The organism is Bounagaea algeriensis, assembly GCF_054491375.1.
The window spans coordinates 1,181,190-1,207,784 of the sequence record NZ_CM137102.1 but is presented as its reverse complement, the minus strand read 5'-3'; the positions used below and the strand labels follow the sequence as shown (position 1 = coordinate 1,207,784).

The 26,595-nt window shown below is 71.4% G+C and carries 23 protein-coding genes; 8 read left to right on the top strand and 15 right to left on the bottom strand.

Going from position 1 to position 26,595, the window contains the following annotated elements; translation table 11 throughout:
- Positions 1-40: 40 nt before the first annotated feature.
- Positions 41-658, bottom strand: a complete 618-nt coding sequence (locus tag ACVGV2_RS05505; RefSeq protein ID WP_459164962.1) for a histidine phosphatase family protein — start codon at positions 656-658, stop codon at positions 41-43.
- Entirely contained in the window at positions 655-1,056 is a 402-nt protein-coding gene (gene rsfS, locus ACVGV2_RS05500) for a ribosome silencing factor (RefSeq protein ID WP_459164961.1), read from the bottom strand. The genes ACVGV2_RS05505 and rsfS overlap by 4 nt, the downstream gene beginning before the upstream one ends.
- A gap of 239 nt (positions 1,057-1,295) precedes the next feature.
- Between rsfS and ACVGV2_RS05495 the strand changes: the two genes are divergently transcribed.
- On the top strand, positions 1,296-1,763 hold the full coding sequence (locus ACVGV2_RS05495; protein ID WP_459164960.1) for a cupin domain-containing protein: 468 nt from the start codon (positions 1,296-1,298) through the stop codon (positions 1,761-1,763).
- Between the two features lie 126 nt (positions 1,764-1,889).
- On the opposite strand, the gene ACVGV2_RS05490 is transcribed toward ACVGV2_RS05495, so the two are convergent.
- Together ACVGV2_RS05490 and ACVGV2_RS05485 are read right to left on the bottom strand one after the other, a co-directional pair.
- On the bottom strand, positions 1,890-2,534 hold the full coding sequence (locus ACVGV2_RS05490; RefSeq protein WP_459164959.1) for an NUDIX hydrolase: 645 nt from the start codon (positions 2,532-2,534) through the stop codon (positions 1,890-1,892).
- A 129-nt stretch (positions 2,535-2,663) separates the two neighbouring features.
- On the bottom strand, positions 2,664-3,119 hold the full coding sequence (locus ACVGV2_RS05485; RefSeq protein ID WP_459165883.1) for a nitroreductase family deazaflavin-dependent oxidoreductase: 456 nt from the start codon (positions 3,117-3,119) through the stop codon (positions 2,664-2,666).
- A gap of 29 nt (positions 3,120-3,148) precedes the next feature.
- On the opposite strand from ACVGV2_RS05485, the gene ACVGV2_RS05480 reads away from it, so the two are divergent.
- Complete coding sequence (locus ACVGV2_RS05480; protein ID WP_459164958.1) at positions 3,149-3,622, top strand: GNAT family N-acetyltransferase; 474 nt, start codon at positions 3,149-3,151, stop codon at positions 3,620-3,622.
- A 143-nt stretch (positions 3,623-3,765) separates the two neighbouring features.
- Here the strand turns inward: ACVGV2_RS05480 and ACVGV2_RS05475 are convergent, their stop codons facing one another.
- Entirely contained in the window at positions 3,766-5,013 is a 1,248-nt protein-coding gene (locus tag ACVGV2_RS05475) for an FAD-binding oxidoreductase (protein WP_459164957.1), read from the bottom strand.
- Positions 5,014-5,186: 173 nt separating this feature from the next.
- Between ACVGV2_RS05475 and ACVGV2_RS05470 the strand changes: the two genes are divergently transcribed.
- Both ACVGV2_RS05470 and ACVGV2_RS05465 read left to right on the top strand, forming a co-directional pair.
- Positions 5,187-6,194, top strand: a complete 1,008-nt coding sequence (locus tag ACVGV2_RS05470; RefSeq protein ID WP_459164956.1) for a helix-turn-helix transcriptional regulator — start codon at positions 5,187-5,189, stop codon at positions 6,192-6,194.
- An 85-nt stretch (positions 6,195-6,279) separates the two neighbouring features.
- A complete protein-coding gene (locus ACVGV2_RS05465) occupies positions 6,280-6,810 on the top strand; it encodes a GNAT family N-acetyltransferase (protein ID WP_459164955.1) in 531 nt (176 codons plus the stop codon).
- An 88-nt stretch (positions 6,811-6,898) separates the two neighbouring features.
- Here the strand turns inward: ACVGV2_RS05465 and ACVGV2_RS05460 are convergent, their stop codons facing one another.
- The 3 genes from ACVGV2_RS05460 to ACVGV2_RS05450 form a co-directional block, all read right to left on the bottom strand.
- Complete coding sequence (locus ACVGV2_RS05460; RefSeq protein WP_459164954.1) at positions 6,899-7,417, bottom strand: class IV adenylate cyclase; 519 nt, start codon at positions 7,415-7,417, stop codon at positions 6,899-6,901.
- 258 nt (positions 7,418-7,675) lie between these two features.
- Entirely contained in the window at positions 7,676-8,299 is a 624-nt protein-coding gene (gene nadD / locus ACVGV2_RS05455) for a nicotinate-nucleotide adenylyltransferase (protein WP_459164953.1), read from the bottom strand.
- Between the two features lie 244 nt (positions 8,300-8,543).
- Positions 8,544-9,857 carry a glutamate-5-semialdehyde dehydrogenase gene (locus ACVGV2_RS05450; RefSeq protein WP_459164952.1) on the bottom strand — a complete coding sequence of 438 codons (1,314 nt, stop codon included), beginning with the start codon at positions 9,855-9,857 and terminating at the stop codon, positions 8,544-8,546.
- A 198-nt stretch (positions 9,858-10,055) separates the two neighbouring features.
- On the opposite strand from ACVGV2_RS05450, the gene ACVGV2_RS05445 reads away from it, so the two are divergent.
- Together ACVGV2_RS05445 and ACVGV2_RS05440 are read left to right on the top strand one after the other, a co-directional pair.
- Positions 10,056-12,179 carry a RecQ family ATP-dependent DNA helicase gene (locus tag ACVGV2_RS05445; protein ID WP_459164951.1) on the top strand — a complete coding sequence of 708 codons (2,124 nt, stop codon included), beginning with the start codon at positions 10,056-10,058 and terminating at the stop codon, positions 12,177-12,179.
- Positions 12,180-12,271: 92 nt separating this feature from the next.
- On the top strand, positions 12,272-12,760 hold the full coding sequence (locus ACVGV2_RS05440) for a zinc finger protein (RefSeq protein ID WP_459165882.1): 489 nt from the start codon (positions 12,272-12,274) through the stop codon (positions 12,758-12,760).
- Positions 12,761-12,785: 25 nt separating this feature from the next.
- Here the strand turns inward: ACVGV2_RS05440 and proB are convergent, their stop codons facing one another.
- The 4 genes from proB to rplU all read right to left on the bottom strand — a co-directional run bounded on the left by proB (position 12,786) and on the right by rplU (position 16,128).
- Positions 12,786-13,907: a glutamate 5-kinase gene (proB, locus tag ACVGV2_RS05435; protein ID WP_459164950.1), complete on the bottom strand. Its 1,122-nt coding sequence runs from the start codon at positions 13,905-13,907 to the stop codon at positions 12,786-12,788.
- Positions 13,904-15,454 (bottom strand): GTPase ObgE, encoded by a 1,551-nt coding sequence (gene obgE, locus ACVGV2_RS05430; RefSeq protein WP_459165881.1) that lies wholly within the window; start codon positions 15,452-15,454, stop codon positions 13,904-13,906. The genes proB and obgE overlap by 4 nt, the downstream gene beginning before the upstream one ends.
- A gap of 93 nt (positions 15,455-15,547) precedes the next feature.
- Positions 15,548-15,808, bottom strand: coding sequence for a 50S ribosomal protein L27 (gene rpmA / locus ACVGV2_RS05425; RefSeq protein ID WP_459164949.1), 261 nt, complete (start codon positions 15,806-15,808; stop codon positions 15,548-15,550).
- 11 nt (positions 15,809-15,819) lie between these two features.
- Positions 15,820-16,128 (bottom strand): 50S ribosomal protein L21, encoded by a 309-nt coding sequence (gene rplU, locus ACVGV2_RS05420; RefSeq protein WP_459164948.1) that lies wholly within the window; start codon positions 16,126-16,128, stop codon positions 15,820-15,822.
- A 619-nt stretch (positions 16,129-16,747) separates the two neighbouring features.
- On the opposite strand from rplU, the gene ACVGV2_RS05415 reads away from it, so the two are divergent.
- Complete coding sequence (locus tag ACVGV2_RS05415) at positions 16,748-19,933, top strand: arabinosyltransferase domain-containing protein (protein ID WP_459164947.1); 3,186 nt, start codon at positions 16,748-16,750, stop codon at positions 19,931-19,933.
- Positions 19,934-20,016: 83 nt separating this feature from the next.
- Here the strand turns inward: ACVGV2_RS05415 and ACVGV2_RS05410 are convergent, their stop codons facing one another.
- From ACVGV2_RS05410 to ndk, 3 genes are all read right to left on the bottom strand, one after another.
- Positions 20,017-23,508 (bottom strand): translation initiation factor IF-2 N-terminal domain-containing protein, encoded by a 3,492-nt coding sequence (locus ACVGV2_RS05410; protein ID WP_459164946.1) that lies wholly within the window; start codon positions 23,506-23,508, stop codon positions 20,017-20,019.
- A gap of 732 nt (positions 23,509-24,240) precedes the next feature.
- Positions 24,241-24,786 (bottom strand): GNAT family N-acetyltransferase, encoded by a 546-nt coding sequence (locus ACVGV2_RS05405; RefSeq protein WP_459164945.1) that lies wholly within the window; start codon positions 24,784-24,786, stop codon positions 24,241-24,243.
- A gap of 6 nt (positions 24,787-24,792) precedes the next feature.
- Complete coding sequence (gene ndk / locus ACVGV2_RS05400) at positions 24,793-25,203, bottom strand: nucleoside-diphosphate kinase (protein WP_459164944.1); 411 nt, start codon at positions 25,201-25,203, stop codon at positions 24,793-24,795.
- Positions 25,204-25,462: 259 nt separating this feature from the next.
- On the opposite strand from ndk, the gene ACVGV2_RS05395 reads away from it, so the two are divergent.
- Positions 25,463-26,563, top strand: coding sequence for a zinc-binding dehydrogenase (locus tag ACVGV2_RS05395; protein ID WP_459164943.1), 1,101 nt, complete (start codon positions 25,463-25,465; stop codon positions 26,561-26,563).
- Positions 26,564-26,595 lie beyond the last annotated feature (32 nt).

Genomic DNA, 26,595 nt, shown 5'->3' with positions numbered 1-26,595 from the left:
GCATGTCACTCGGCACAGCCCATGTCACCCACTCGTGTGGTCACTGCGGCAGCACACCCGTGTTGTACGCAGCCAGCCGCCACCGGCGGTCCTGACGAGCGATCCGCACGAGCACGGCCCAGTGGCAGTTGGCGACGCCGCCGAGCCCGGGCCACAGGTGCACCGGCAGCTCCAGCAGCTGCGACGTCAGCGCACCGATCACTCCGCCGTGCGCGCACAGCAGCGCCGTGCCCGAATAGGCCCGGTCCAGTTCCTGCACCACCTGGGCGGCGCGCTCGGCGACGCGCACGCGCGCCTCCCCGCCGGGCGGCGCCCACCGCGGATCGGTGCGCCAGGTCAGCATCGCCCCCGGCCAGTGGTGCTCCACCTCGGCGCCGCTGAGGCCCTGCCACTGTCCGATGTCGGTTTCACGGAGCCGCCGGTCGAGGCTCACCTCGAGCCCGGAAACCTCGGTCAGCACGGCAGCGGTGACCTGCGCCCTGCGCAGATCCGAGCTGACGACGACGTCCGGGGAGTACTCGGCCACCACGGTGGCCGCGCGTTTGGCCTGCTCAACTCCGGTTTCGGTGAGCTCGCTGTCCAGATGTCCCTGCAGCCTGCCGGCGCGGTTGTGCTCGGTCTCACCATGCCGCCACAGCACGAGGCGTTCCAGGCTCACGCCTCAACGTCCCCGGTCTCGCCGTTGTCCGCCGCGGTCACGACCCCTTCGAGCGCCACCCGCGGGCAGTCCTTCCACAGGCGTTCCAACTCGTAGAAGGCGCGCTCCTCGCTGTGCTGGATGTGCACCACGACATCGGTGAAGTCGAGCAGGACCCACCGGCCCTCCCGCTCGCCTTCGCGGCGCACCGGCTTGGTGCCCGCGGCGCGCATCTTCTCCTCGACCGCGTCGACGATCGCGCCGACCTGCCGCTCGTTGGATGCGGAGGCGATGATGAAGCAGTCGGTGATGATCAGCTGCTCGGACACGTCCAAGACGACGACGTCGACGGCCTTCTTGTCCGCGGCGGCCTGCGCGGCCACCCTGGCGAGCTCGCGGGACTGTTCGGTCGCTGCCACGTGACTCCTTTCGACGGGGTACCCAACCCTCCAGGGTAGCCCGTGCGGGCGCGCCGTCGGGGCGGCGCTCGGCGTAGCGGCCGGACCCGATCGAGACCTGGCTGTCCGCGCGGCGTCCGCACCGCTACGGTCGATGTGCACCGACCGCTCCGTGACACCGGTCGTACCCGCGCGGGAGTCCGGCCGCGCCACGCGCGACGGGATCACCCGCGACACGTTCGATCACTGCGAGGCATGCGATGGCAGACGGTTTCCACCCGGACTTCCCCGGCGCCGGCCAGGGTTCCGCGCGCCCCGACCGCACCCGGGTGCACCGCGTGCGCAGCGCCGAGCTGTCGGCCGAGACCGCGCAGTCGGCCGGGATGCGCCGGATCGAGGCGATCAGCGGCAAAACGGTGGGATCCGAGCACCTCTGGACGGGGCAGACGCACGTGGCACCGGCGACGGCCTCGTCGAACCACCACCACGGCGAGTCGGAAACCTCGATCTACGTCGTGACCGGACACCCCCGCTTCGTCCACCACGACGGCGATGAGGAAGTCGCGCTCGACACCGAACCGGGCGACTACATCTACGTACCGCCGTTCGTGCCGCACCGCGAGGAGAACCCCGATCCGGACGAGGAGGCCGTGGTCGTCATCTCGCGGACGACGCAGGAGGCGATCGTGGTGAACCTACCCGCGCTGCACCCGCTCGACGGGGAGTGACGTGGAAACGCCGCCCTCGATCGCCGTGCGCCCCACGAGCGTCCAGTTCGGACACCCGTCGGACGCACTTCCCCGCCGGCCAGAGCCGAACGTCGGTAGCGCCGCCAGGTCACGCGCAGCACGACCTCAGTCGAACTCCGCGGGCAGCGCCGGGTCCTGCCAGTGGGCGTGCAGCAGGTGCAGCTGCGGTTCGAGCACTCGCGAGTGCGACAGCGGCGGGAGCGCGTCGAGGGAGAACCGGTCCACGGCCGAAGTTTCGATCGAATCCTGCGCGACTCGTCCGCGTTCGCGGCACAGGAAGAACAGCTTGTGGACGTGGTGGGCGAAATGCGGGCGGTGGCCCTGCTTCTCACGGTCGAGCGCGGCGACCAGCTTGTCGACGTCGACGGCGACACCGGCTTCTTCCGCCACCTCCTTCGCGACCGCCTCGGAGGGGGATTCCAGCACGTCGCACCAGCCGCCGGGCAGGGTCCAACGGTCGTCGGAACGTTCCCGCACCAGCAGGATCCTCCCGCTCTCGTCGAAGATGCCGCCTCGAACGTCGACTTTCGGGGTCATGTAGCCGGAATCGAGCGCGACGATCCGGTGCAGCTGTCCGATGTCGCCGTCGCTGACGAGTCCCATGAGTTCTTCGGCGCAGCGCCGCACCTGCTCGTACCGCTCCCGGTCGTAAGGGTCGCCGCCGTAGGTGAGGCCGTTCTGCGCGACGGCGAGCAGCGTGAGAGCGTGCTGCCGGATCTGCTCGGCCGCGTCGTCGGAGGGCGTCGCCATGGCCTCGTCACCACCGTCCCGCTGATCGTGTCGTCGCCGGATTCGCGACAGGCCCGGGTTCGCTGGGCATTTGACCTCCGCTGGGCATTTGACCTCCGCTGGGCATTCGGCCGGACCCGACCGTGCGGGTCAGGTGGTTCGACGTGGTTCGAGGACGACCAGCGGGATCTCCCGGGCGGTGCGCTGTTGGTAGCGCTCGTACTGCGAGTAGGTTCCCACGACGTGCGGCCAGAGTCGACGCCGCTCTTCTGGGGTGGCGACGTGCGCATGCACCGGCAGGATCTCGGCCTTGAGTTGCACGGTCGTGTCCGGGTGCGCCCGCAGGTTGTGGTACCAGGCCGGGTGCTTGCTGTAGCCGCCCTTGGACGCGACGAGGACGAGGTTCTCGCCGTCGCGGGTGTAGAGCAGCGGCGTGGTGCGCCGGGTTCCCGACCTGGCGCCGACGTGCTGGAGCAGCAGCATCGTCGGGAGCCCGGGTGCGGAATGCCCGATCTTGCCGTTCGTGGCCCGGTAGGCGGCGATGTGCAGCCCCGTGATCTTGTCGAGGACGGGCCAGGACCGGTCCGCCAGCTTCATCAGATCCATGACCACGGACCTTAGGATACGGTTGTCCGATGACGCCGCCGACGGAGCGCAGCCGCATCGCCACGGCCGCCGATGCAGACGAGGTCGCCGGCCTGCTCGACCGCTTCCAAACCGAGTTCGACGAGTACACGCCGGGAGCCGCGGCGCTCGCTCCCCGCGTTCGCGCGCACATCGCGGGCGGACTCAGCCTGTTCGTGCTGGCCGACCCGCCGCACGCCGGCGTGGCCCAGCTGCGGTTCCGCGAGTACCTGCTCACCGGCACCCCGGTGTGCTACCTGGAGGAGCTGTACGTGGTGCCCGACCGCCGCGAGCGGGGCCACGGCCGGAAGCTGGTGCAGACCGCGCTGGAGATCGCCCGCGAACGCGGAGCCACGACGGTGGAGCTGGGCACCTCCGCCAGCGACACCGCGGCGCGCGGGCTGTACGAGAGCTTCGGGTTCACCAACCTGGAGAAACCGGGCAGGCCGGAGACGCAGATGCTCTGCTACGAACTCGAGTTGTAACGCTGCGTTGGTGGGGCTTGCTCGCGCTCATCTGCACCGGAGTTGTAGCGGGCCGACCCCCTGAAGCCGCACGGGCAGCACCGGGCGGCGGTCCAGGGGCCGCTACTCGACTGCACGCATGAGCCAGCCGGCGGCAGCTCAGCTCAGTCGGTGGCGGGCGGGATCGGGTGGTTGGCCTGTAGTAGTCCGTGCGGGTCGTGCTCGGCCTTGAGCTGGGCGAGTCGCTGGTAGTCGGCGGGTTCGAAGGCGGTGCGCACTCGCTGATGATCGAGGGGACCGAAGGTGAAGTTGAGTGACCGCCCGAGAGCGTGTGGAGCGAACTCCGCGAGAAGCTGATCGTGTAGTGCGGTGACGCTGCCCGTTTCGCTGGTTTCTGTCAGCGACAGCAGCCCCAGGGAGTAGCTGGCGTCGCGGTGACCGAGGGCGTTCGGTGTCTGCGGGGGTCGGGCGAGTGCGCCGCCGAGATGACGAAGCCCGACCACACAGCTACTGGAGGCTGACGGGCCGACCTGGTGGACCAATGTGCTCAGCTCCTGCGGGTCGAGGTCGTCGAGCAAGAGGCTGGTTCCGCGGTAGCCACTGGGTTGGTCGGGTTCGTCGAATACGGCTCCGGATTCGGAGTAGGACAACTCACGCAGGGTGTCCTGCAGCAGCGGTCCGAGCGCTCGGAGCGGCTCGACGAGCTGTTGCCCCTGTTCGGCCGGGCCGGCGTAGCTGATCTGTAGTTGTGCGACATGGCGACCACGCATCGGCTCGGGGACCATGGGCAGGTCCGGGAACGGGATCACCGACACGGCCGAGGTCATCTCGTCGGGGACTGAGTCGGTCCACTCCCGCCAGGCGTGCAACACGTTGGGAACCTGCGCGAGGTCGACGAACAGGCAGCCACCATAGAGTCGGGCGACTGGCATCAGGGCTATCTCCATGCCGGTGACGACGCCGAAGTTCCCGCCGCCGCCACGCAGTGCCCAGAACAGGTGCGGCTCGTCGGTGGCGGTCACTCGGCGAAGGCGACCATCGGGGGTTGCCACTTCCAGGCGGTGCACGTGGTCAGCAGCGAAGCCATACCGCCGCGCCAGCAGCCCGACCCCGCCGCCGAGCGTGTAGGACACCGCGCCCACGCCCGGCAAGCTGCCGGACAGCGGCGCCAACCCGTGCACAGTCGCGGCGTCGATCACGTGTTGCCAGCTGGCACCGGCCTCGACCCAGGCGGTCTCGGCCTGCGGGTCCACGTCGACGCCGCACATGCGGCGTGTGCTGATCAGCACGCCGCCGTGCATGGCGCTGCTGCGTCCGTGACCGGTCGCCTGCACCGCCACCGGCATGCCACGGGTGGTAGCGAACTCGACCACCGTGCGCACGTCCTGCTCGTCGGCGGCCTCGACCACCATCGCGGGCTGGTGCGGCTCGAGCAGCTGGAACCCGGTGCTGTCCTGGTCGTATCCGTCGCTTCCCGCGGTGAGTACCGAGCCGTGGACACGACTGGCCAGCTGACTGGCCGTGCTCTCTTGATCCTGTGTTGTTCCAGTCATGCCGCCACGCTAGAAACTCTTCCGGTCAGGGAATGTCCTCAAGGAGTGGCAATCTGGTGTGCGTGGGTGACGAACCGACGCGCAGGGACACGCCGGGGCGGATGCTGCGCCTGCTGTCGCTGCTGCAAAGCAGACGCGCGTGGTCCGGCGCAGAGCTCGCCGAGCGACTCGGGATCACGGAACGGACCCTGCGCCGGGACATCGAGCGGTTGCGTGCGCTCGACTACCCGGTGATCGGTACCACCGGCACCGATGGCGGGTACCGACTCACCCCCGGCAACAACCTGCCTCCGCTGCTGCTGGCCGACGACGAAGCCCTCGCCGTCGCCGCCGGGTTGGTGCATGCCGCCAGCGGCAGCATCGCCGGTATCGACGACAGCTCGCTACGCGCACTGGTCAAGCTCGAACAAGTGCTGCCACCCCGCCTGCGCCCGCAATTGGCCGCCCTGGCGGGCGCAATCACTGCCGTGGCCAACCGCGATACCCCGCAGGTCGATCCCACCGTGCTGGCCGTGCTCGCCGCATGCAGCCGCGAGCAGAAGATCACCTCATTCGACTACCACGACCGGGACGACCAGCCCAGCAGCCGCCGGGTCGAACCGCACAGCCTGGTCACCATGCGCGGATTGTGGTACCTGCTCGCCTACGACCCCGACCGCGACGACTGGCGCACCTTCCGCGTAGACCGGATCCACCGGCCCAGCCGCACCCACCGCCCCAACACCCCGCGCGAACTGCCCGCACCGGACGCGGCCAGCTACCTCACCCGTTCGTTCGCCACCGCCTCGTACCGGTACACGGCACAGATGACGGTGCAGCTGCCCGCCGACGTCGTGCGCGCCGGCGTCTTCGGCCCCATCCCCGGCGATCTCGACGACCACGCGCCGGACCGGTGCACCGTCCGGCTCAGCGCCAACTCCCCACAGCTGGTGACCCAGTACGTAGCTGCGATCGCCGCACTCGACGCTCAATTCAGCCTCGAAGCCCCCGCCGAGATCACCGCCCGCCTACGCCACGTGGGACGGCGACTCACCGAGTAACTCACCACGAGCAGAGCATCTCAGTGAGCGATCCCGCGCCGTACAACGGTGCGGGCGCAGCTTCTTCCGGGCATACTGAGAGTTCGTGACCTGGAGTGTGCGTAAAGCCGCGCTCGCCGACGCCGACGAGATCGCCAGGATCAACGTCAACGGCTGGCGGGCCTTCTATCCCGGCCTCGTGCCCGACGACGCGCTGACCGCGCTCGATGTCGACCGCTGCACCACCGAATACCGCGAGGTGCTCACCCTGCCCGACCCAGTCGCGGTATTTCTCGCTGTGTCCCAGAACCAGATTGGCGCCTTCTGCGGGGCCTGCCCGGCCCGCAACCCGGATCGCGACGCCCACCCGCAGCTCCGCACCGGAGAGATCGCCGCGTTGTACGTCGACCCACCGGAACAAGGCACCGGTGCAGGACACGCGGCACACGACGCCGCACTCGCCCACTTGGCCGAAACTGGATTCGAGCACGCCGTGCTCTGGGTGCTGGAAGCCAACGATCTAGCTCGGCGCTTCTACCAGCGTCATGGCTGGGGCTGTGACGAGACCCGCGAACAGCGCAGCATGGCCGATCTCGGCACCGTGCCCGCGCTTCGCTACAGCCGATCGCTGGGTTAACCAGCGCCAGCACCCACAGCACCCACACGCGTCCGTAGCGGGATCCCCTTGCGTACGCACGAGAGGAGGTTTCGTGGCGCGTTGACTTTCACGTCCCAGTGCGCAGCATGTCGCTGTAGGAGCGGGCCTCGAGCTCGTCGGTGCCGACCCCGAGCACGTGCATGTACTCGTGGCACTGGGCCTGCAGGGTGTCGCGACTGCGGTCGCCGTCGTAGTCGATCGCTTCGACCTCGAGGAAGGAACCGAGCTCGGCGACGGTGTCAACGTGGAACTTGACGTTGCCCAGCCACAAGATGTGCCGCTGCTTGTGCACCACGACATCCCGCTCGAGCGCGGCGTCGAGGACGTCATCCAGCGCCCGCTCCGAGCCGACGGCGACCATGCTCACCTGTGACTCCTTCGGTGCGTGATCGTCAGGTCTGTCGTAGTGGATCAGATTGTTTTCGATCTCGCCGCGCCGGAGCTTCAACCGGCCTGTGGCCGCCCGGTAGTACACGTCGGTTTGCGCATCAACGCCCTGCGACTGCGCTCCGAGCTCGAGCAGTCGTTGCACGATCCCATCGGGCTCGGAACAGCGGGCCTTGAGTTCCACGTTGAGATGAGCCATGGGCGCATGATCGCAACGGCATCCCCACGGACTCACCAGACGCCACGGCGTCCCTCAGCGCGACTACCGGAAAGTCCGGTCACACGGAAACCGACCGCTCTGCGGAGGGACGTCGGCATCGCACGACGACGCTGGAGACCTACGCCCACGAGTGGCCCGAAGCGATCGAGCGCACCCGGTCGTTGGTCGACGAGTCGTTGGGATCGACGTAGCAGCGCCGTTGCTCGCGCGATGTGTGCCCACGTTGTACCGCCCGGGTCACGGACCCCACTCCGGTGCAGGTGAGAGGCCGTCCCCGCGGTAGAGCCCGCGTTTGGCGATGTACTGCACGATCCCGTCGGGCACGAGGTACCAGACCGGCAGGCCCCCGCGCACTCGGTCGCGGCAGCCGGTGGAGGAGATCGCCATCGCGGGGATTTCCACCAGCGACACCGAGCCTTCCGGCAGGTGCGCCCCGTTGAGCGAGTAGCCGGGCCGGGTCACGCCGATGAAGTGCGCCAGGTCGAACGCTTCCTCGGCGCGGTGCCAGGACAGGATCTGCTCCAGCGCGTCCGCCCCGGTGATGAAGTACAGGTCCGCGTCCGGGTACTGGTGGTGCAGATCTGTGAGCGTGTCGACGGTGTAGGTCGGGCCGGGCCGGTTGATGTCCACCCTGCTGGTCAGGAACCGCGGGTTCGAGGCGGTGGCGATGACCGTCATCAGGTAGCGGTCCTCGGCCGCGGACACGCGCTCGTGGCTCTTCTGCCAGGGTTGGCCCGTGGGGACGAACACGACCTGCTCCATCCCGAACTGGGCCTGCACTTCACTGGCCGCGACCAGGTGACCGTGGTGGATGGGGTCGAAGGTTCCGCCCATGACACCGATGCGACGCCGCTGCGACATGGGTTCCAAGCCTAGGAATCCGCACCTGCGAAGGCCGCGCGGGGGTGCCCGCCGCGTGTCGCGGCACATGATCACCGTGCACCACGAAACGCCGTGTCCAGTCCGACACGGCGCGCGTTGTGGACAACTTGTCACTCGCTGGCGTGGGGACGGCTCTCAATTTTCATGAAAATTGAGTTTTCTGGAACGGATCCAGAGTGCGCCGCGGCAGGTAGTCGGCCGAGGACGGTCCGGCGGGCGAGGATCAGCTGGCCGGTCGCACGTGGCCGTCGCCGTGCACGAGCCACTTCGTCGAGGTCAGCTCGGGCAGTGCCATCGGCCCCCGCGCGTGCAGCTTCTGCGTGGAGATGCCGATCTCCGCACCCATGCCGAACTGGCCACCATCGGTGAACCCGGTCGAGGCGTTCACCGCCACCGCAGCCGCATCGACCCGCGCGGTGAACGCGTTCGCCGCACGCAGGTTCTCCGTCAGGATCGCCTCCGTGTGGCCCGTGCCGTGCGCGCGGATGTGCTCCACCGCGTCCTGCAGCGAGTCGACCACGCCCGCGGCGATGTCCATCGACAGGTACTCGGTGTCCCAGTCCTCGGCAGTGGCCGGAACCACGCTCGGCCCGCCGTAGGCGGCCACGCATTCGTCGGCGTGCACCGTCACCCCGGCCTGCCCCAGCTCCGCCAGCGCGCGGGGGACGAACTCCGCGGCGACGTCGGCGTGCACCAGCAGCGTCTCTGCCGCGTTGCACACGCTGGTGCGCCGCGTCTTCGCGTTGAGCAGCACCCGCAGGGCGGTGTCCACATCGGCCGCGGAATCCACGTAGACGTGCACGTTGCCCACCCCGGTTTCGATGGTGGGCACGGTCGCCTGCTGCACCACGGTGGAGATCAACCCCGCCCCGCCGCGCGGGATGACCACGTCGACCAGGCCGCGCGCGGTGATCAGCGCGTGCACCGAGGCGCGGTCGTGGCACGGCAGCAGCTGCACCGCATCCTCCGGCAGCCCGTGCTGCCGCAACACCCGGCCGAGCACCGACACGAGCACCCGGTTGGATTCCTCCGCCGAGGACGACCCCCGCAGCAGCACGGCGTTGCCCGACTTGAGCGCGAGCCCCGCGGCGTCGACCGTGACGTTCGGCCGCCCCTCGTAGACCATGCCGACGACGCCGAGCGGCACGCGCACCTGCTGCAACCGCAGACCGTTGGCCAGCGTGCCGCCCTGCACCACCTCACCGACCGGGTCCGGCAGGTCCGCGACGGAGCGCAGCCCGGCGGCCATGTCCCGGATCCGCTCCGGGGTCAGGCGCAGCCGGTCCACGATGCTCTCCGAGGTGCCCGCGGCGCGGGCCGCGGAGACGTCCTCGTCGTTGGCGGCGCGGATCTCCGCCTCGCCGTCGACGAGCGCATCGGCCATCGCCTGCAGCAGCGCGTCCTTCGCATCGCGCGTGGCCGCGGCCAGCTCGACCGACGCCGCCCGGGCGCGCTGAGCGGCGGAGCGGACCTGCTCCTGCAGCTGGGTCCCCTCGGCCGCCTCCTGGGTCTCTGCGGAATTCCTCGCGGTGGTCACGGTCCCAGGCTAGAGACCGCGCGGGCGCGCGCACCGGCCGGGTGCGGACGCCGGCCGGGCAGCGGGCACGGCGTGCGCGCGAGGTGCGGCAGTGCGCGGCCCGCTGGGCGCCGCATCGCGGACCGGTCCCGACACACCGCACGTCCTGCGTGCCCACCGCGCCCGAGGACGCCGCAGCGGTGCGGTAGGAATCGAGGTATGGACGAACACGTCGTGCGTGAGATGGCTCAGGAGCGGTTGCGCGCCCTCGCCGGGGAGGACGCCTCGCTGCGCGAGGACCAGTGGGAAGCGATCCGCGCGCTGGTGCTGCACCGCCGCCGCGCCCTGGTGGTGCAGCGCACCGGTTGGGGCAAGTCGGCGGTGTACTTCGTGGCGACGGCGCTGCTGCGCGAGCTCGGCGAGGGACCCACGCTGATCGTGTCGCCGCTGCTGGCGCTGATGCGCAACCAGGTCGCCGCCGCTGCCGCCGCCGACGTGCACGCGGCGACGATCAACTCGGCCAACGCCGAGGACTGGGGCGAGATCGAGGAGCAGGTCGCCATCGGCGAGGTGGACGTGCTGCTGATCAGCCCGGAACGGCTCAACAGCCCCGAGTTCCGCGAGAACGTGCTGCCCTCGCTGGCCTCCGAGCTCGGCCTGCTCGTCGTCGACGAAGCGCACTGCGTCTCCGACTGGGGGCACGACTTCCGCCCCGACTACCGGCGCCTGCGTGGCCTGCTCGGCGAACTCGCGCCCGACGTGCCGGTCCTGGCGACCACGGCCACGGCCAACGACCGCGTCGTCGAGGACGTCACCGAGCAGCTCGGCGTCGGCGCGGGCGAGCACGACGCGGGCGAAGCGGAAACCGGTGCGCTGGTGCTGCGCGGCAGCCTCGACCGGGAGAGCCTGCACCTGTCGGTGGTGCGGCTGCCGGACACGCGGACGCGTCTGGCCTGGCTGAGCGATCGGATGTCGCGGTTCACCGGCTCCGGCATCATCTACGCGCTGACGGTCGCCACCGCCGAGGAAGTCGCCGCTCACCTGCGCGAGCAGGGCCACGAGGTGGTGTCCTACTCCGGCCGCGACGAGACCGAACAGCGCCAGCGCATCGAGGACGACCTGCTGCACAACCGGGTCGAGGCGGTCGTGGCGACCTCCGCGCTGGGCATGGGCTTCGACAAGCCCGACCTGGGGTTCGTGGTGCACTTCGGGGCACCGGCCACGCCGATCGCCTACTACCAGCAGGTCGGTCGCGCCGGGCGCGGTGTGCAGCACGCCGACGTGGTGCTGCTGCCCGGCCCGGAGGACCAGGACATCTGGCGGTACTTCGCCTCGCTGGCCTTCCCTCCCGAACCGACGGTGCGGGCGGTGCTGGAGGCCCTGGGCAACGCCGACCGGGCGCTTTCCACCGCGGCGCTGGAGCCGCACGTGGAACTGGGGCGCGCCCGGTTGGAGATGGTGCTCAAGGTGCTCGACGTGGACGGGGCGGTACGCCGCGTCCGCGGCGGTTGGGAGGCCACCGGGCAGGAGTGGCACTACGACGCGCAGCGCTACGCACGCATCGCCGAACAGCGCGCCGCCGAGCAGCAGGCGATGCTGGAGTACCTGGACACCGGCGAGTGCCGGATGCGGTTCCTCCGGCGGCAGCTGGACGATCCGGAAGCGGCCGACTGCGGCCGGTGCGACAACTGCACCGGGAGGCAGCACGACGTCGACGTGCCGGAGGAGCTCCTGAACCAGGCGCAGGAGCGGTTGCAGCGGCCCGGCGTGGAGATCGCGCCGCGGCGGCAGTGGCCCAGCGGGCTGGACGCCTTCGACATTCCCGCCTCCGGTCGGATCGCTGCGGAGCACCGCGCCGAACCGGGCCGCGCTGTTGCCCGGTTGACCGACCTGTCCTGGGGTTCGCGGCTGCGCGGCCTGCTGGACGGATCGCAGCCGCCCGGGGAGGACCTGGTGCAGGCGTGCGTGCGCGTGCTCGCGGCGTGGGAGTGGGAACAGCGACCGGTGGGCATCGTGGCCGTGGAGTCGCGCCAGCGCCCCCACCTGGTCCGCGGGTTGGCCCAGCGCATCGGCTCGATCGGACGGCTTCCGCTGCTCGGCGAGGTCACCGCCACCACCGAGAGCGCGCCGCACGGCACGAACAGCGCCCGCCGGGTGCGGGCGCTGTGGTCGCGGTTCGCGCTGCCGGACGAGCTGGCGCAGCAGATCTCCGGCCTCGACGGACCGGTGTTGCTCGTCGACGACTACGTCGACACCGGTTGGACGGTGACGGTGCTCAGCGGCATGCTCCGGCAAGCCGGCGCTGCAGGGGTGCTGCCGCTGGCCCTGGCCAGCACGGGCTGACACGCGACCGCCATCGGAAAACACGTTCGGTGGAACCCGGTCGAGTGAGGAAGACCGTTCGTGTCATTGCGCGTGTCGATCAGACGGGAAAAATGGGCCGGACCAATGCGCGGACCCGCGGCTCGGACCGGTCGCACAACTCGAAAGCGTTGCGGCCCGATAGCGTTGCAGCGTGCCGCCCGGCAGCGCGACGTCACTGCCGGGTGCGGTCGCTGGGACGGTCGGGCTGCGGGTTCGTCGCAGTCGGGAAGGACGTACTCCGGGACTGCTCGCCACCGGCCACGCCATCGCGGGCGAGGCGGCGACGGGCGGACCGCAGCGACCCGACGCGAACAGGCGGTGATCCAGTCATGCCCCACCCGTTTCGCTGGCAACCCGGCGAGGGGAAGCGGCACGCGACGCTGATGCCACGTCCCCGCGGGGGTTTCCCGGACGGAACGGAGGTCGACACGCTCTGCGGAACGCGCGTGGCCGCCGACAACTCGGACATCGCCTGGCTGTGGAGCACGTGCACGGAGTGCAACGAACAAGCCCACGCGATGGCTGGAACACCGGGAGTGCCACCAAGCGCCCGCTCGTGACCGCACCGCCGCCGCAACGGCCGTATCAGCGCAGCGGCACCAGGTCGTCGGCGTGCACGACCTCGCGACGCTGCTCCGCCGGAAGTTCGTGGCTGGAACGCCCGACCAGCGCAGGCAACTCCGCCGAGTCGTAGGCGACGACGCCGCGTGCGGCCGTCTTCCCGCGCGGCGATACCAGATCCACCACGTCCCCGCCGTCGAACACGCCCTCCACGGCGGTGACGCCGGCGGCCAGCAGCGACTTGCGGCGCCGCGCGACCGCGTCGACCGCGCCCGAGTCCAACCAGAGCCGTCCGGAACTGCCGGCGGCGTGCGCCAGCCAGAACCGCCGCGGCGACAGCCGGTCCGCGCTGGCCGCGAAAGCGGTGCCCACATCGGCCGCGCGCAGCGCGCTTTCCGCCAGGTCGGAGGACGTCAGCAGCACCGGCACACCGGAGGTGCAGGCAACGCGCGCGGCCTGCACCTTCGAGGCCATGCCACCGGTGCCCACGCCGGAAGCGCCGGCCTCCCCGGCCTCCACGCCGTCCAGATCGGCGACCGAGGAGACCTCGCGCACGACGCTGGCGTCGCTGCGCCGCGGATCCCCGTCGTAGAGCGCGTCCACGTCGGACAGCAGGAGCAGCGCGTCGGCGTCGACGAGATGCGCCACGAGCGCGGCGAGCCGGTCGTTGTCCCCGAAGCGGATCTCGTGGGTGGCGACCGTGTCGTTCTCGTTGACCACCGGGGCGGCCCCGAGCGACAGCAGCTTGTGCAGCGTGCGCCGCGCGTTGCGGTAGTGCCCGCGGCGCACCACGTCCTCGGCGGTGAGCAGCACCTGCCCGACGATCATCCGGTGCCGTTCGAACGACGCCGCGTAAGCGCGGGCCAGCGCTTCCTGCCCCACGCTCGCAGCGGCCTGCTGCGCGGCGAGGTCACGCGGACGGCGGGAAAGTCCCAGCGGCGCCAGGCCCGCGGCGATCGCCCCGGAGGAGACGACGACCACTTGGGCGCCGGCGCTCGCACGCGCAGCCACCGCGTCCACGATCTTGTCCAGCCGCGCCCGGTCGAGCCCACCTCCGGGAGTGGTCAACGACGAGGAGCCGATCTTGACGACGATCCGCCGCGCGGCGCTGATCGCCTCCCGAGTACTCAGCTCCTGGCCGCTCACCGGCTGCTCCCCTCACCGTCCCATCCGTCGACGTCCTGCTCGTCATCCTCCTCGTCGGAGGCGTCCTCGACGATGTCGTCTTCGTCACCGACGTACGCCCCGGCCGCGTCGAGCGACTGGCGGCGTTGCTCCTTGGCCTGCTTGCGCGCCTCGGCCGACACGCGGCCGGTCTGCTCCAGCCGGGCGTCCCCGCCGCGACGTCCCTGCGTGGCGGCCATGCCAGCGGGTGTGGACGGCTCCCAGTCGAAGGTCATGCTGCCGATGGTGACCTGACTGCCCGGTTCCGCCCCCTGGCGCGCGAGCTCCTCCTCCACACCGAGGCGGGCCAGCCGGTCGCCGAGGAAGCCGACCGCTTCGTCGTTGTCGAAGTTCGTCTGCCGCACCCACCGTTCCGGTTTGGTACCGCGGACGACGAACGCGTCCGGTTCCTCCGCGTCGGGTTCGACGGTGAAGCTGTCGTCGTCGACCGCCTTCGGGCGCACCAGCACCCGCTCGGGCTGCGGCTCCGGCAGCTGCGCGCGGAAGGACTCGACCTCCTCGACGAGCGCGAACGTCAACTGCCGCAACCCCTCGTGCGCGGCGGTGGAGATCTCGAACACGCGCCAGCCGCGCTCCTCGAGTTCCGGCCGCACCAACTCGGCCAGCTCGCGCGCCTCGGGCACGTCGATCTTGTTGAGCACGACCACCCGCGGCCGATCGGCCAGGTCCGGCACCCCGTCGACACCGCTGAGCGCCGGGGTGTACTCGGCGAGTTCGCGCTCGAGCGTGTCGATGTCGGTCAGCGGGTCGCGCCCCGGTTCCAAGGTGGCGCAGTCGACCACGTGCGCCAGCACGGCGCACCGCTCGATGTGCCGCAGGAAGTCGAGCCCGAGACCGCGGCCTTCGCTCGCGCCCGGGAGCAGTCCGGGCACGTCGGCGACGGTGAAGGCCTTCTCGTCAGCGGTGACCACGCCCAGGTTCGGCGCGAGCGTGGTGAACGGGTACTCGGCGATCTTCGGTCGCGCCGCGGACAGCGCGGAGATCAGCGAGGACTTGCCGGCCGAGGGCAAGCCCAGCAGGCCGACGTCGGCGACGGACTTGACCTCCAGCACCAGGTCGAGCTGATCGCCGGGGTCCCCGAGCAGGGCGAAGCCGGGCGCTTTGCGCGCCCGCGAGACCAGGGCCGCGTTGCCGAGACCGCCGCGGCCGCCGCGGCCGGCGGTGAACGTCGTGCCCTCGCCGACGAGGTCGGTGAGGACCTCGCCCTGCTGGTTCAGCACGACCGTGCCGTCGGGCACCGGCAGCACGAGGTCCTCACCGGCAGCACCGTGCCGGTTGCTGCCCTTGCCGGCCCTGCCACTGCTGGCCTCGACGTTCGGCCGGTAGTGGAAGTCCAGCAGCGTGTGCACCCCGGGGTCGACGACGAGCCGGACGTCGCCACCGCGGCCGCCGTTCCCGCCGTCGGGCCCGGCCAGCGGTTTGTACTTCTCACGACGCACCGAGGCAACGCCATTACCCCCGTCGCCCGCTTTGATGCGGATGGTCACGCGGTCGACGAACCGCGACACGGACACGGATGCCTCCTGAGCAAAAAAGCGAGGGGCGGGTACCGGTGTCCCCGGACCCGCCCCTCGGCAGGATTCGTATCGGCCGAGAGCGGGTCAGCTCTCGGCCGGAACCACGGATACGGCCTTGTCCCGGCCGCGGTAGCGCCCGAACTGGACGGTGCCCTCGGACAGCGCGAACAGCGTGTCGTCCTTGCCGCGGCCGACGTTGGAGCCGGGGTGGAAGTGCGTTCCACGCTGCCGCACCAGGATCTCACCAGCCCTGACGACCTGACCGCCGAAGCGCTTCACACCGAGAAACTTCGGGTTCGAGTCGCGGCCGTTCCGGGAGCTCGATACACCCTTTTTCTGTGACATGACTCAGGCCCTCACTTGTTGATGCCGGTGACCTCAACACGGGTCAGCTTCTGCCGGTGACCCTGCCGCTTGTGGTAGCCGGTCTTGTTCTTGAACTTGTGGATGCGGATCTTGGGACCCTTGGTCTGCTCGACCAGTCGGCCGGTCACCGACGTGTTCGCCAGCTTGTCCGGGCCAACCGTGACCTCGGAGCCGTCGATGACCATCAGCGGCTGGAGGTTGACCTCGGAACCCGGCTCGCCATCGAGCTTCTCGACCTCGACGACGTCCCCGACAGCCACTTTGTACTGCTTGCCGCCGGTCTTGACGATCGCGTACATCAGTCGGAAGTCTCCTGCTGCTCGGTTTCGCTACTTCACCAGTTTTTCGGCGCTACGCCCCACTCCGACCGGGAGGCCGGAGGTCGACACGCCACTGGTGCAGCGTCTCGGTGGTTCCTGTCTCGACAGCCGAGCCACACGGGCGATCGCCGCCGCAACAGGCTTGCAGTCTCTCCGCCCGCAACGGCGGCGAGAAGTTCCCACCCATCGTACAGGCACCGCTCGGAGCACCAGGCGGCAGGGGCGACGACCCGCTCGTGCCACACCGCACCGCAGCGTTCCGCGGCGAAAGCCGGCAAGACCGGGCTCGGAATGACCCGGCGCGGAATGACCCGGCGCGGATTACCGAGGTCACGTCATCCAACCTCCGGGACGCTCCCCGATCGTACCGACAGCGTGCGCGCGTGTCGGGCCCGGGCCGCCCACCGCTCGACCCCGCTGCTCGACCGCGCTGCTCGACCGCGCCGACCGGGCCGACCGACCACCAGCGGAGACCGTCGCAGGAGGCGAACGGAACCCCGCCGAAACCCGCCCCGGCGGACGCGCAGCCCCGAGTGGAACAACACCACGAGTGACAACACGACTACGCAGCGGCCCGAGCTGCCGTATGGTGCTCCACGTGCCCCGCCTACCGCACACGTCAGCGCGTCGCGCGGCCGTGCTGGCCGGCCTGCTCGGAACGGTCCTGGCGCTGCTCGTCCCGTTCCTGCCGGTGCGGCACGACATCACCACGCTCGACTGGCCCACCCCCACCAACGGCACGCAGGCCGTCTCGGCCCCGCTCGTGGCCTACGCACCACTGCAGTTCGACGCGACGATCCCCTGCAGCACCCTGCGCGACGTGAACGCCCGCTCCGACGCCGGCGTCGTGCTGGCCACCACCCCGCCCGAGTCGCAGTACGGCCAGCTGACCGGACTGGCGCTGCGGGCGCGCGACGGCCAGGTGGAGCTGTTCAACACCGGCAGCAGCATCGGCTCCCGCGCCCTGCCCGCCGGCGACTGCACCGTGCGCGTGCACGCCGACGCCGAAGGCCTGCGCGCCGACCTGAACGGCCAGACCTGGGCCGAAACCTCCGGCGACCAGCGCCCCCAGCTCACCGGCATCTACTCCGACGTCGACGACGACGTCGACGACACGGCGGGCCTGGCGGTGCACGCCCGGGTGGACAACCGGTTCGACACCTCCGCGACCGCGGTCAAACTCGCCGCCATCGTGCTGGCCGTGGTCTCCTTCGCCATCGCGATGGCGGCGCTGCGCAGGATGGACAACACCACCGGACGCCGCCCGCGGCGACTGACCACCCCCAGGTGGGCGCGGTTGTCCACGCGCGACGCCGCCGTGTTCGCCGCGCTGCTCGCGTGGTGGCTGATCGGCGCCATGACCTCGGACGACGGCTACGTGCTCAGCATGCTGCGCGCGCGGGAGAGCGCCGGATACGTGAGCAACTACTACCGCTGGTTCGCCAACCCGGAATCCCCGTTCGGCTGGTTCTACGAGGTCTACGCCGGGTGGGTGCAGCTGTCCACGGCCACCCCGTGGGTGCGCCTGCCCGCCCTGGCGCTGGCCATCGGCAGCTGGCTGCTCATCAGCCGGGGAATGCTGCCCCGCCTGGGCCCGCAGCTGCGGCGCAGCGCGGCCGTCGGCTGGGCCGCCGCCGCGGTGTTCCTGGCGTTCTGGTTGCCGTACAACAACGGCCTGCGCCCCGAACCGGTCGTGGTGTTCTTCGCCCTGGCCGCCTGGTACGCGGTGGAACGCGCCGTCGCCTCCCAGCGGGTCACCCCGGCCGCCTGGGGGCTGCTGGCCGCGGCGTTGTCCACCGCCGCGAACCCGCACGGGCTCGTCGCGGTGCTGCCGTTCCTCGCCGCGATCCGCCCGCTGGTGCGCCTGCTGCGCCGCTTCGCGGCAGCGCACGGATGGTGGGCCGTGATCGCACCGGTGGCCTGCTCCGGATTCCTGGTGCTCGTGCTGGTGTACCTGGACCAGACCTGGCGCTCCGTGCTCGACGCGATGGCGCTGAAGACCCGCATCGGCCCGAACAGCCACTGGTACGAGGAGCTCGACCGCTACGCGCTGCTGTTCAGCCCCATCCCGGACGGGTCGCTCACCCGCCGGTTCCCCGTGCTGCTCATACTGCTGTGCCTGGCCACCTGCGCGTTCGTGATCGCGCGGCGCACCCGCGTCAACGGTGCGGCGGCCGGTCCGAGTCGCCGGCTGATCGCGATGACCGCGTTGTGCTTCGTGGTGCTGGCGCTCACGCCCACCAAGCACACGCACCACTTCGGGATCCTCGCCGCCTTCGGCGGCGGGCTGGCGGCCCTGACCGCGCTGGCCACGAGCAGCACCGTGCTGCGCTCGCGACGCAACCGGGCGGCGTTCCTCTCCGGGTTGATGCTCGTCGTCGCGCTGGCGTCCACCGGACCGAACGCGTGGTGGTACGTCTCCAACTGGGGCGTGCCCTGGTTCGACAAGGCGCCCTCGCTCGGCGGCTACGAGGCCAGCACGCTGTTCCTGCTGCTGGCCGGGATCGCCGCGCTCGTCGCCGTGATCGAACACGTGCGCATCGACCCGCGCGCGCCGCACGCGGGCACGCGACAGGACAGACCGGAGCAGCGCAGCCGCGCCCTGCGGCTGGGCACCGCACCGCTGTCGCTGGTGTGCGCCCTGCTCGTGCTCGGCGAACTGGCCGCCTTCGGCAAGGCCATCGCCGAGCAGGGCGGCCAGTACAGCCTCGGCGCGGACAACGTGCAGCAGCTCGTCGGCGCCAGCTGCGGACTCTCCGACGCGGTCATGGTGGAACCGCACCCGCGCGAAGGGGTGCTCACGCCTGCCGAACAGCAACCGACGGCGGCGGCGCCGGGAAGTCTGCCGCCGGAGCGCGGGCCCGAGTACCTGCAACCCGCGGAACGCGGATTCGACCGCTCCCGCCTGCCCCGCAGCGAGGAGGCCGTGCCGGAGGAGCCGAACTGGCACCCGCCGCACGGGTTCGGCGACGACCGGGCGCCGGTGTGGGGCAGCTACGCCCCGGACGGGACGAACACCGGGCAGCTGCGCACCCCCTGGTACGGGCTGCCGGCGCAGGCGCGCAACGGCGATCGCCCGGTGGCGCTGAGCCTGGCCGGCCAGGAATCCGACGCCAACCGGGTGGTGCTCGAGTACGGACGGCCCACGGCGGGAGGTTTCGAGATCCTCGGCCGCAGCACGGTGCGCGAAGGACCACCGCCGGGTTGGCGGGACTACCGCGGGGACGTCCCGGAGCGGGCCCGGCAGGCGACGATGGTGCGCGTGGTCGCCACCGACGCGGCGCTCGGCCCGGAGGGGTGGGTGGCCGTCAGCGCCCCGCGCGTACCGCGCGTGTCCACGCTCACCGAGGTCGTCGGCCAGGACCCGGCTTTCGTGGAGTGGCCCGCCGCTCTGGTGCACCCGTGCCTGCGGCAGCCGCGCCTCGAACACGGGATTGCGGAGCTGCCGCGTTACCGCGTCTCGGCCGGCACGGAGTTCCGCGGAACCGGTCAAGGGTGGTCGGCGCCGGACGCCGGCGGCCCGTTCGGTTGGCTCAACGTGGCCACCACCGCGCGGGAACTGCCCACGTACCTGCGGGGCGATTACGAACGCGACTGGGGGACGCTGTACCGCGTTCAGCGCTACGTCCGCGCCGCCCCGGCCGAGACCGCCCTGCGCATTCGTCCGGAGACGCACTGGGGAACGTGGTCGGCGGGGCCGCGGCCGGAACCGGTGCAGCTGCCCGGCGACATGCCCTCCACCGAGGAACGCGGCGACGTGCGCGGATTCGCCGAGGAGGACTGACCGGCCGAGCTTTCGCGAGCACCCCGCTCGGGGGTGTGCACGTTTCGCGCGAAAAGTACACACCCCCGCCGGGATGGGCGGAGTCAGTTCTCCTGCGGCGGTCCGGACTGGCGCGAGGACGCGCGGCGACGCCGCCGCACCGGCTGCGCTTCCGGCTCCGGTTCCACGACCGGTCCGGAGGTCCCGCCATCGGCCGGTTCGGCCGGCTTGGACACGACCACCGGCTGCGCGCTCGCACTGGTGCTGCCGCTCGACCGGGTGGCCTTGCGACGACCCCGGCCGCCCGCAGCGCTGCCGTTCGTGCTCGCCGCGGACGCGTCGGACTCCGCGGACGGCTCCTGCCCGGTCCCCGCGGCGGCAACGCTCGTGGAGGCCGTGGCCGCGGACGGCTCCGCGGTAGGAGCGGGCACGTGCGCATCCCGGCCCGACGCGGCCGCAGAACCGTCCGGCCCGTTCACCGAGGCCGATGGCGCGGCAGCCGCCCGGGAAGAGCCGGCGGCCCCGGCCGCCGTCTCCGCAGCGGCCGGGGCCGACTGCTCCGCGGGGGAGGATTCCGCTGCGGATTCGGACGGGGTCTCCTTGCCGGCCTCCCGCGCCTGCGCACCGCGCTTGTCGCGGCGGTTGCGCCGACGCCCCGCGGAGCGGGTGGGCTGCTCAGCCGTGTCCTGCGCGGCCTCCGCGGGCTTGCCCTCCGCCTTGGCGTCGACGCGCTGCGGCTCGGCCTCGCCCGAGCTCTCCTTGCCGTCACCGGAGTCCGCGCTCCTGTCCGAACCCTTGGCGGAGCCCTTGTCCGAGCTCTTCTCCGCGGCCTTGTCCGACCCCTTGCCAGCGCCCTTCTCGGAGCCCTTGTCAGACCCCTTGTCGGAGCCCTTGGCATCGGAGCGCGTCTCGTCCTGGCCCTTGCCGCGGCGGCGTCCTCGCCCGCCGTTGTCGCCGCCGTGGTGGTGCTGGTGGTGCACCGAATCCGTGGACACGAGCAGACCGCGGCCGCGGCAGTGCTCGCACGTCGAGCTGTAGGCCTCGATCAGGCCGGTGCCGACGCGCTTGCGGGTCATCTGCACCAGCCCCAGCGAGGTGACCTCGGCGACCTGGTGGCGCGTGCGGTCGCGGCCCAGGCACTCGGTCAGGCGGCGCAGCACGAGGTCGCGGTTGGCCTCCAGCACCATGTCGATGAAGTCGATGACGATGATGCCGCCGACGTCGCGCAACCGCAGCTGCCGCACCACCTCCTCGGCCGCCTCCAGGTTGTTGCGCGTGACCGTCTCCTCCAGGTTGCCCCCGGAGCCGGTGAACTTGCCGGTGTTGACGTCGATGACCGTCATCGCCTCGGTGCGGTCGATGACGAGGTAACCGCCGGAGGGCAGCCAGACCTTGCGGTCCAGCGCCTTGGAGATCTGCTCGTTGATCCGCCGCTCGGTGAACACGTCGTTCTTGCCGACGTGCTTGGACAGCCGCGAGACCAGGTCCGGCGCCACGTGCTGCACGTATGCCTCGATCGTGTCCCAGGCCTGGTCGCCCTGCACCGTCAGCTGCGAGAAGTCCTCGGTGAACAGGTCGCGGATGACCTTGATCAGCAGGTCCGGTTCCTCGTAGAGCAGCTGCGGCGCGTGCGTGTTCTTGGCCTCGGACTTCTCCTTGATGACCTCCCACTGCGCCTGCAGCCGCCGCACGTCGCGGTCCAGCGCTTCCTCGCTGGTGCCCTCCGAAGCCGTGCGGATGATCACGCCCGAGTCGTCGGGCACGATCCGCTTGAGGATGTCCTTGAGCCGTTTGCGCTCGTTGTCCGGCAGCTTGCGGCTGATACCGGTGGCGCTGCCGCCGGGCACGTAGACGAGGAACCGTCCGGGCAGGCTGATCTGCGTGGTCAGCCGCGCGCCCTTGTGCCCCATCGGGTCCTTGGTGACCTGCACGAGGACGTTGTCGCCGGTTTGCAGCGCCTGTTCGATGCGGCGCGCCTTGCCCGCGAGGCCGGCGGCGTCCCAGTCCACCTCGCCGGCGTAGAGCACCGCGTTGCGCCCGCGGCCGATGTCGACGAACGCCGCTTCCATGCTGGGCAGCACGTTCTGCACCCGGCCGAGGTAGACGTTGCCGACCAGCGAGCCGCTGCCGGAGGAGGTCACGAAGTTCTCGACGAGGATGTCGTCCTCGAGCACGGCGATCTGGGTCTGCTCGCCCTGCTGGCGCACCACCATCTGGCGGTCCACTGACTCGCGGCGCGCGAGGAACTCGGACTCGGACAGGACGGGAGCGCGGCGGCGGCCCGCATCCCGCCCGTCGCGGCGGCGCTGCCGCTTGGCCTCCAGCCGCGTCGAGCCCTTGACCGAGCGGACTTCGTTCTCGCTGCTCTCCTGCCGGCCTTCCGCGGATTCGCGCACGTGGACCACCGTGTTCGGCGGGTCGTCCTCGCGCGTGGAGCCGCCGCCGGAACCGCTGTCCTCCTCGCCGGAGCTCTTGCGGCGGCGCCGACGCCGACGGCGCCGGTTCCCGGCACCGGACTCGTCCTGTTCGGACTCGCCCTGCTCCGCGGCCGCGGTGGTCTCCTGCTGCTGGGACTCGCCCTGCTCCGCGGCCGCGGTGGTCTCCTGCTGCTGGGACTCGCCCTGCTGGGACTCGCCGGCGGAGTCGCCGACCTCCTCGCCCTCGGCGGGCTGCTCCTGCAGCGCCTGCTCGTTCTCCCCGCCGCGTCCGCGTCCGCGACCGCGCCGACCGCGGCGGCGCCGGCGGCGGTTGCCGCCCTGCTCGGAATCGTCGCCGCTCCGGTCGGCGGCTTCGTCCTCGGCCTCTTCCGCAGCCGTCTCGTCCGCAGCCGTCTCGTCCGCAGCGGTATGCGTCGGAGCACCGTCGGCGTCGGCCGCAGCGGCGGAGCCGTCCGAGGTCGTCCGCTGCTCGGAGCCGGACGCGGCCGGTGCGGACTCGGCCGCGGCCGTGCGGTTCTGCTGCGGTTCCGGCTCCAGGAACGTCGCGTTCGGCGCGGCGAACACCGGGGTCAGCGGTGGTGCCGCTTCCTTCTCGCCCGAGCCGGCGGACTCCTCGGCGGGCGCTGCGGCGGCGTCCGCGGTGGTGGCAGTATCCGCAGCAGCGCTGGACGCGGCAGCACTGGACGCGGCGGCCTCGGCCGCGGGCTGCTCCGGGGTTTTCGGCGCGGCGGTCCCGTTCGCGGAAACGGCCCCGCTCGCAGCGGTGCCCGCCTCGGCGGACGCTCCTGCGGCGGACGTCCCGGTGACGCCCTCGGCGCCTTCCGAGACGTCCCCTTCAGCACCGTCCTCCGCAGCGACCACCCGGTCCGGGAACAGCGCCTCGATCACGCGCAGCGCGACCTCCCGGGTGATGTTCGACTGCGCGCTGCGCACCGACTCGTCGAGTCCCTGCAGGGTCCGGATGACTTCCCGGCTGCTCGTGCCGAGCTTCTTCGCCAGCGCGTGCACCCGCAGCTTGGGCGGCAGTTCGAACGTTCCCTGCCCGGTCCCCTCACCGGCTGCGGCGCTCGCGGCGGTCTCCTGCGAACCCTGGTCCCCTCGTGCGGGTGTGGGCGATGACCCGCTGGGTGTCCCAGCGGGCGTGTCCGTGTTCAACATCCAGCTCCTCCGCCCCCGGGCGCGTCCGGAACGACGCGGGCCGCACAGGGGCATGCGTTCTTGTTCGTCTTTTCCGCCGTCCGCGGACGGCGGCAATCCTTTTCGGTCTGTTCCGCCCCGGCGAGACGCCGCGCGGCGGATTCGACGACCGCCCGGTGCTCCTCAGCCGCAGCGCCCCGGGTGCTGCGGCCGCGGACACCCGGGCACGGCTTCCCGTCACCCGTCCGGGCCGACGAGTCCCCGGTGGGCCTCCCCGTCAGCGAGCCGGCCGGCGCAGCGGTGAGCGGATCCCCTCCGCACCAGGTCCCGACTGGCGACGACACGCAGGCCGCGGCCTCGTCGTCGAACCGTTCGGTGGTGCTCTACCGGACGGCCACCACCAGTATCCCACACCGTCCCGGTGCGGTCCGCCGATCGTCCGACCGAGCGGGACGGATCGATTCCGTTCACGGAGCGCGACCGCCCCCCGCCGTGCACGGACCGGACCGACGCGCACGTCGCGGCGCCGCCAATGCACCCGCACCGGCGACGCCGCGCGAACTCACTCTCGCGTGTCGACTCAGGACGACCTCCCGATCAAGCTCACCGATGGCGGTCGCACCACGCGACCGCTTCGCCGACGATGCTTGCTCGTCGAACCACGTGCTGACAACACCCACGCGCCGACCGCGCGAAAGCTGCGCCGGTCCGAGTGGTTCCACGACCCCGCTGCGCCGGCCGGGCCGCGGTGGTTCACACCTCGCGGGTCAGCCAGATCCCGTCGCGCTCGTCCTCCGGGGAGATCCGGAACGCACCGGGCCAGCGCCCGCGCTCGACCCAGCCCTGGCCGGTGAAGAAGCGCTCCAGGTCATGGCCCGCGCGGACGAACACCTGGAGCCTGGCCAGGCCGCTGGCCTGCGCCTGCACGAGGACCGCGTCGAGCAGCTGCCGCCCCCACCCCCTGCCCTGGAGCAACGGGTCCACCATCAACCAGGTGAGCTGCCCGGTGTGCGCGTCCACCGGCAGCCGGCCCGGCACGAGCGCGGCCGCGCCCACGAGCACGTGCGACTGGCCGATCGTGAGCAGGCTCGTGCGCCGCTGCTGCGCGTCCTCGACCACCGATTCGGCTGCCGAGCGGACCTCGTCGACCTCGCTGGTCGAGCTGAATCCGATGGCGCCACCGGCGACCGTGACGCGTCCCCCCAGGTCGGTCAACGCATCCACGAGACCGGGGTGCGGGGTGTCCACGCGGTGCGGCCCCGTGACGAACCCGTCAGGATCGATAGCGGTTTCCGTCAACTCGCCTCAGAGCTCCGGGAACCAGAGCTTGATCTCGCGCTCGGCCGACTCCGGCGAGTCCGAGCCGTGCACCAGGTTGTACTGCACCTCGAGACCGTAGTCACCGCGGACGCTGCCCGCGTCGGCCTTCTCGACCGGGTCGGTGCCGCCGGCGATCTGGCGGAACGCGCCGACCGCCTTCGGGCCCTCCACGACGGCCGCCACGACCGGGGCCGAGGTGATGAACTCGACCAGCGACTCGTAGAACGGCTTGCCGTCGTGCTCGGCGTAGTGCTGGCGGGCGAGCTGCTCGTCCACCTGCCGCTGTTCCAGCGCGACCAGCTTCAGCCCCTTGCGCTCGATGCGGCTGATCACCTCGCCGATCAGGCCGCGCTGAACCCCGTCCGGCTTGACGAGAACCAGTGTGCGCTCGCTCACGGAAGTGCTCCTTCGTCGTCCCTGGGGCCGCCGCCGGGCGGCCCGGTGCCGCGCGCCCGCACCGTGCGGGCGCGCACACCCCGTTCGCCGCCAGGGTAGCGGCCCGAGTGCGCTGGTCACCGGCGAGGTCCGCGCAGCCGAGAGCGCCCCGGCGCACCACGCTCGGAACCGCCCCGCCCGGCACCTCTGGCCTGCGGGGCTTCGAGGCGGCTAGTGTTCAACACCACCTCGCACGACGGCGTCGACGGGAGCAGTTGGGATGCGTGCGGCAGTACACACCGCGGTGCACGAACCGATGCGGATCGAACAGTTGCAGCCACCGGAACCGCGCACGGGTGAAGTCGCCATCGACGTGCGGTCCTGCGGTGCCTGCCACTCCGACCTGCACGTGCTCAAGGGCGAGCTGCCCTTCCCCACCCCCGGCGTGCTCGGCCACGAAGTCGCCGGCACCGTCTCCGCGCTCGGTCCGGGCGTGCACGACCTGGCCGTCGGCGACCCGGTGGTCACGAGCTTCATCATGCCCTGCGGCGACTGCGGCCAGTGCGCCCGCGGCAACGAGGACATCTGCGAACGCTTCTTCGGCTACAACCGGGCGGCGGGCCTGCTCTACGACAACGACACGCGCCTGTTCCGCCCCGGTGGAGAACCGGTGGCGATGTACTCGATGGGCGGGCTCGCGGAACGCTGCATCACCCCCACCACCGCGGTCTACCGGGTGCCGGACGGGGTGGAGCTGGCCGACGTGGCTTCGGTGGGCTGTTCCACCATGACCGCCTACGGCGCGCTGCGGCACGCCGCCGACGTGCGGGTCGGGGACACGATCGCCGTCGTCGGTGCGGGCGGCGTGGGTTCGGCGCTGATCCAGTTGGCGGCCGTGTTCGGCGCGTCCACGATCGTCGCCGTCGACATCTCCGACGACAAGCTCGACACCGTGCGGCAGCTCGGCGCGACCCACGTGGTCAACGCCGCCACCGACGACGCGCCCGCGGTGATCCGGGAGATCACCGGCGGGCGCGGAGTCGACGTGGCCTTCGAAGCGCTCGGCTCGGTGGCCACGTTCGGCACCGCCCGCGACGCGGTCACCGAAGGCGGGCACATCGTGGTCGTCGGCATCGCCCCGCGCGGCACGATCGGCGAGTTCGACCTGGCCACCATCGCGCGCCGCAAGCTGCGGATCAGCGGCTCCTACGGGGCCAAACCGCGGCGCGACATGCCCGTGCTGCTCGACCTGGTCGCGCGGGGACAGCTGCGCCCGCAGGACGCCATCACCCGGCGCTACGACTTCGACCAGGTGCAGCAGGCCTACGACGCGCTCGACAAGCGGGAGGTCCTCGGCCGCGCCGTGATCGACATCGGCTGAAGCCCGCTGCCGGAGCTCCTCCCGCCCCGCCC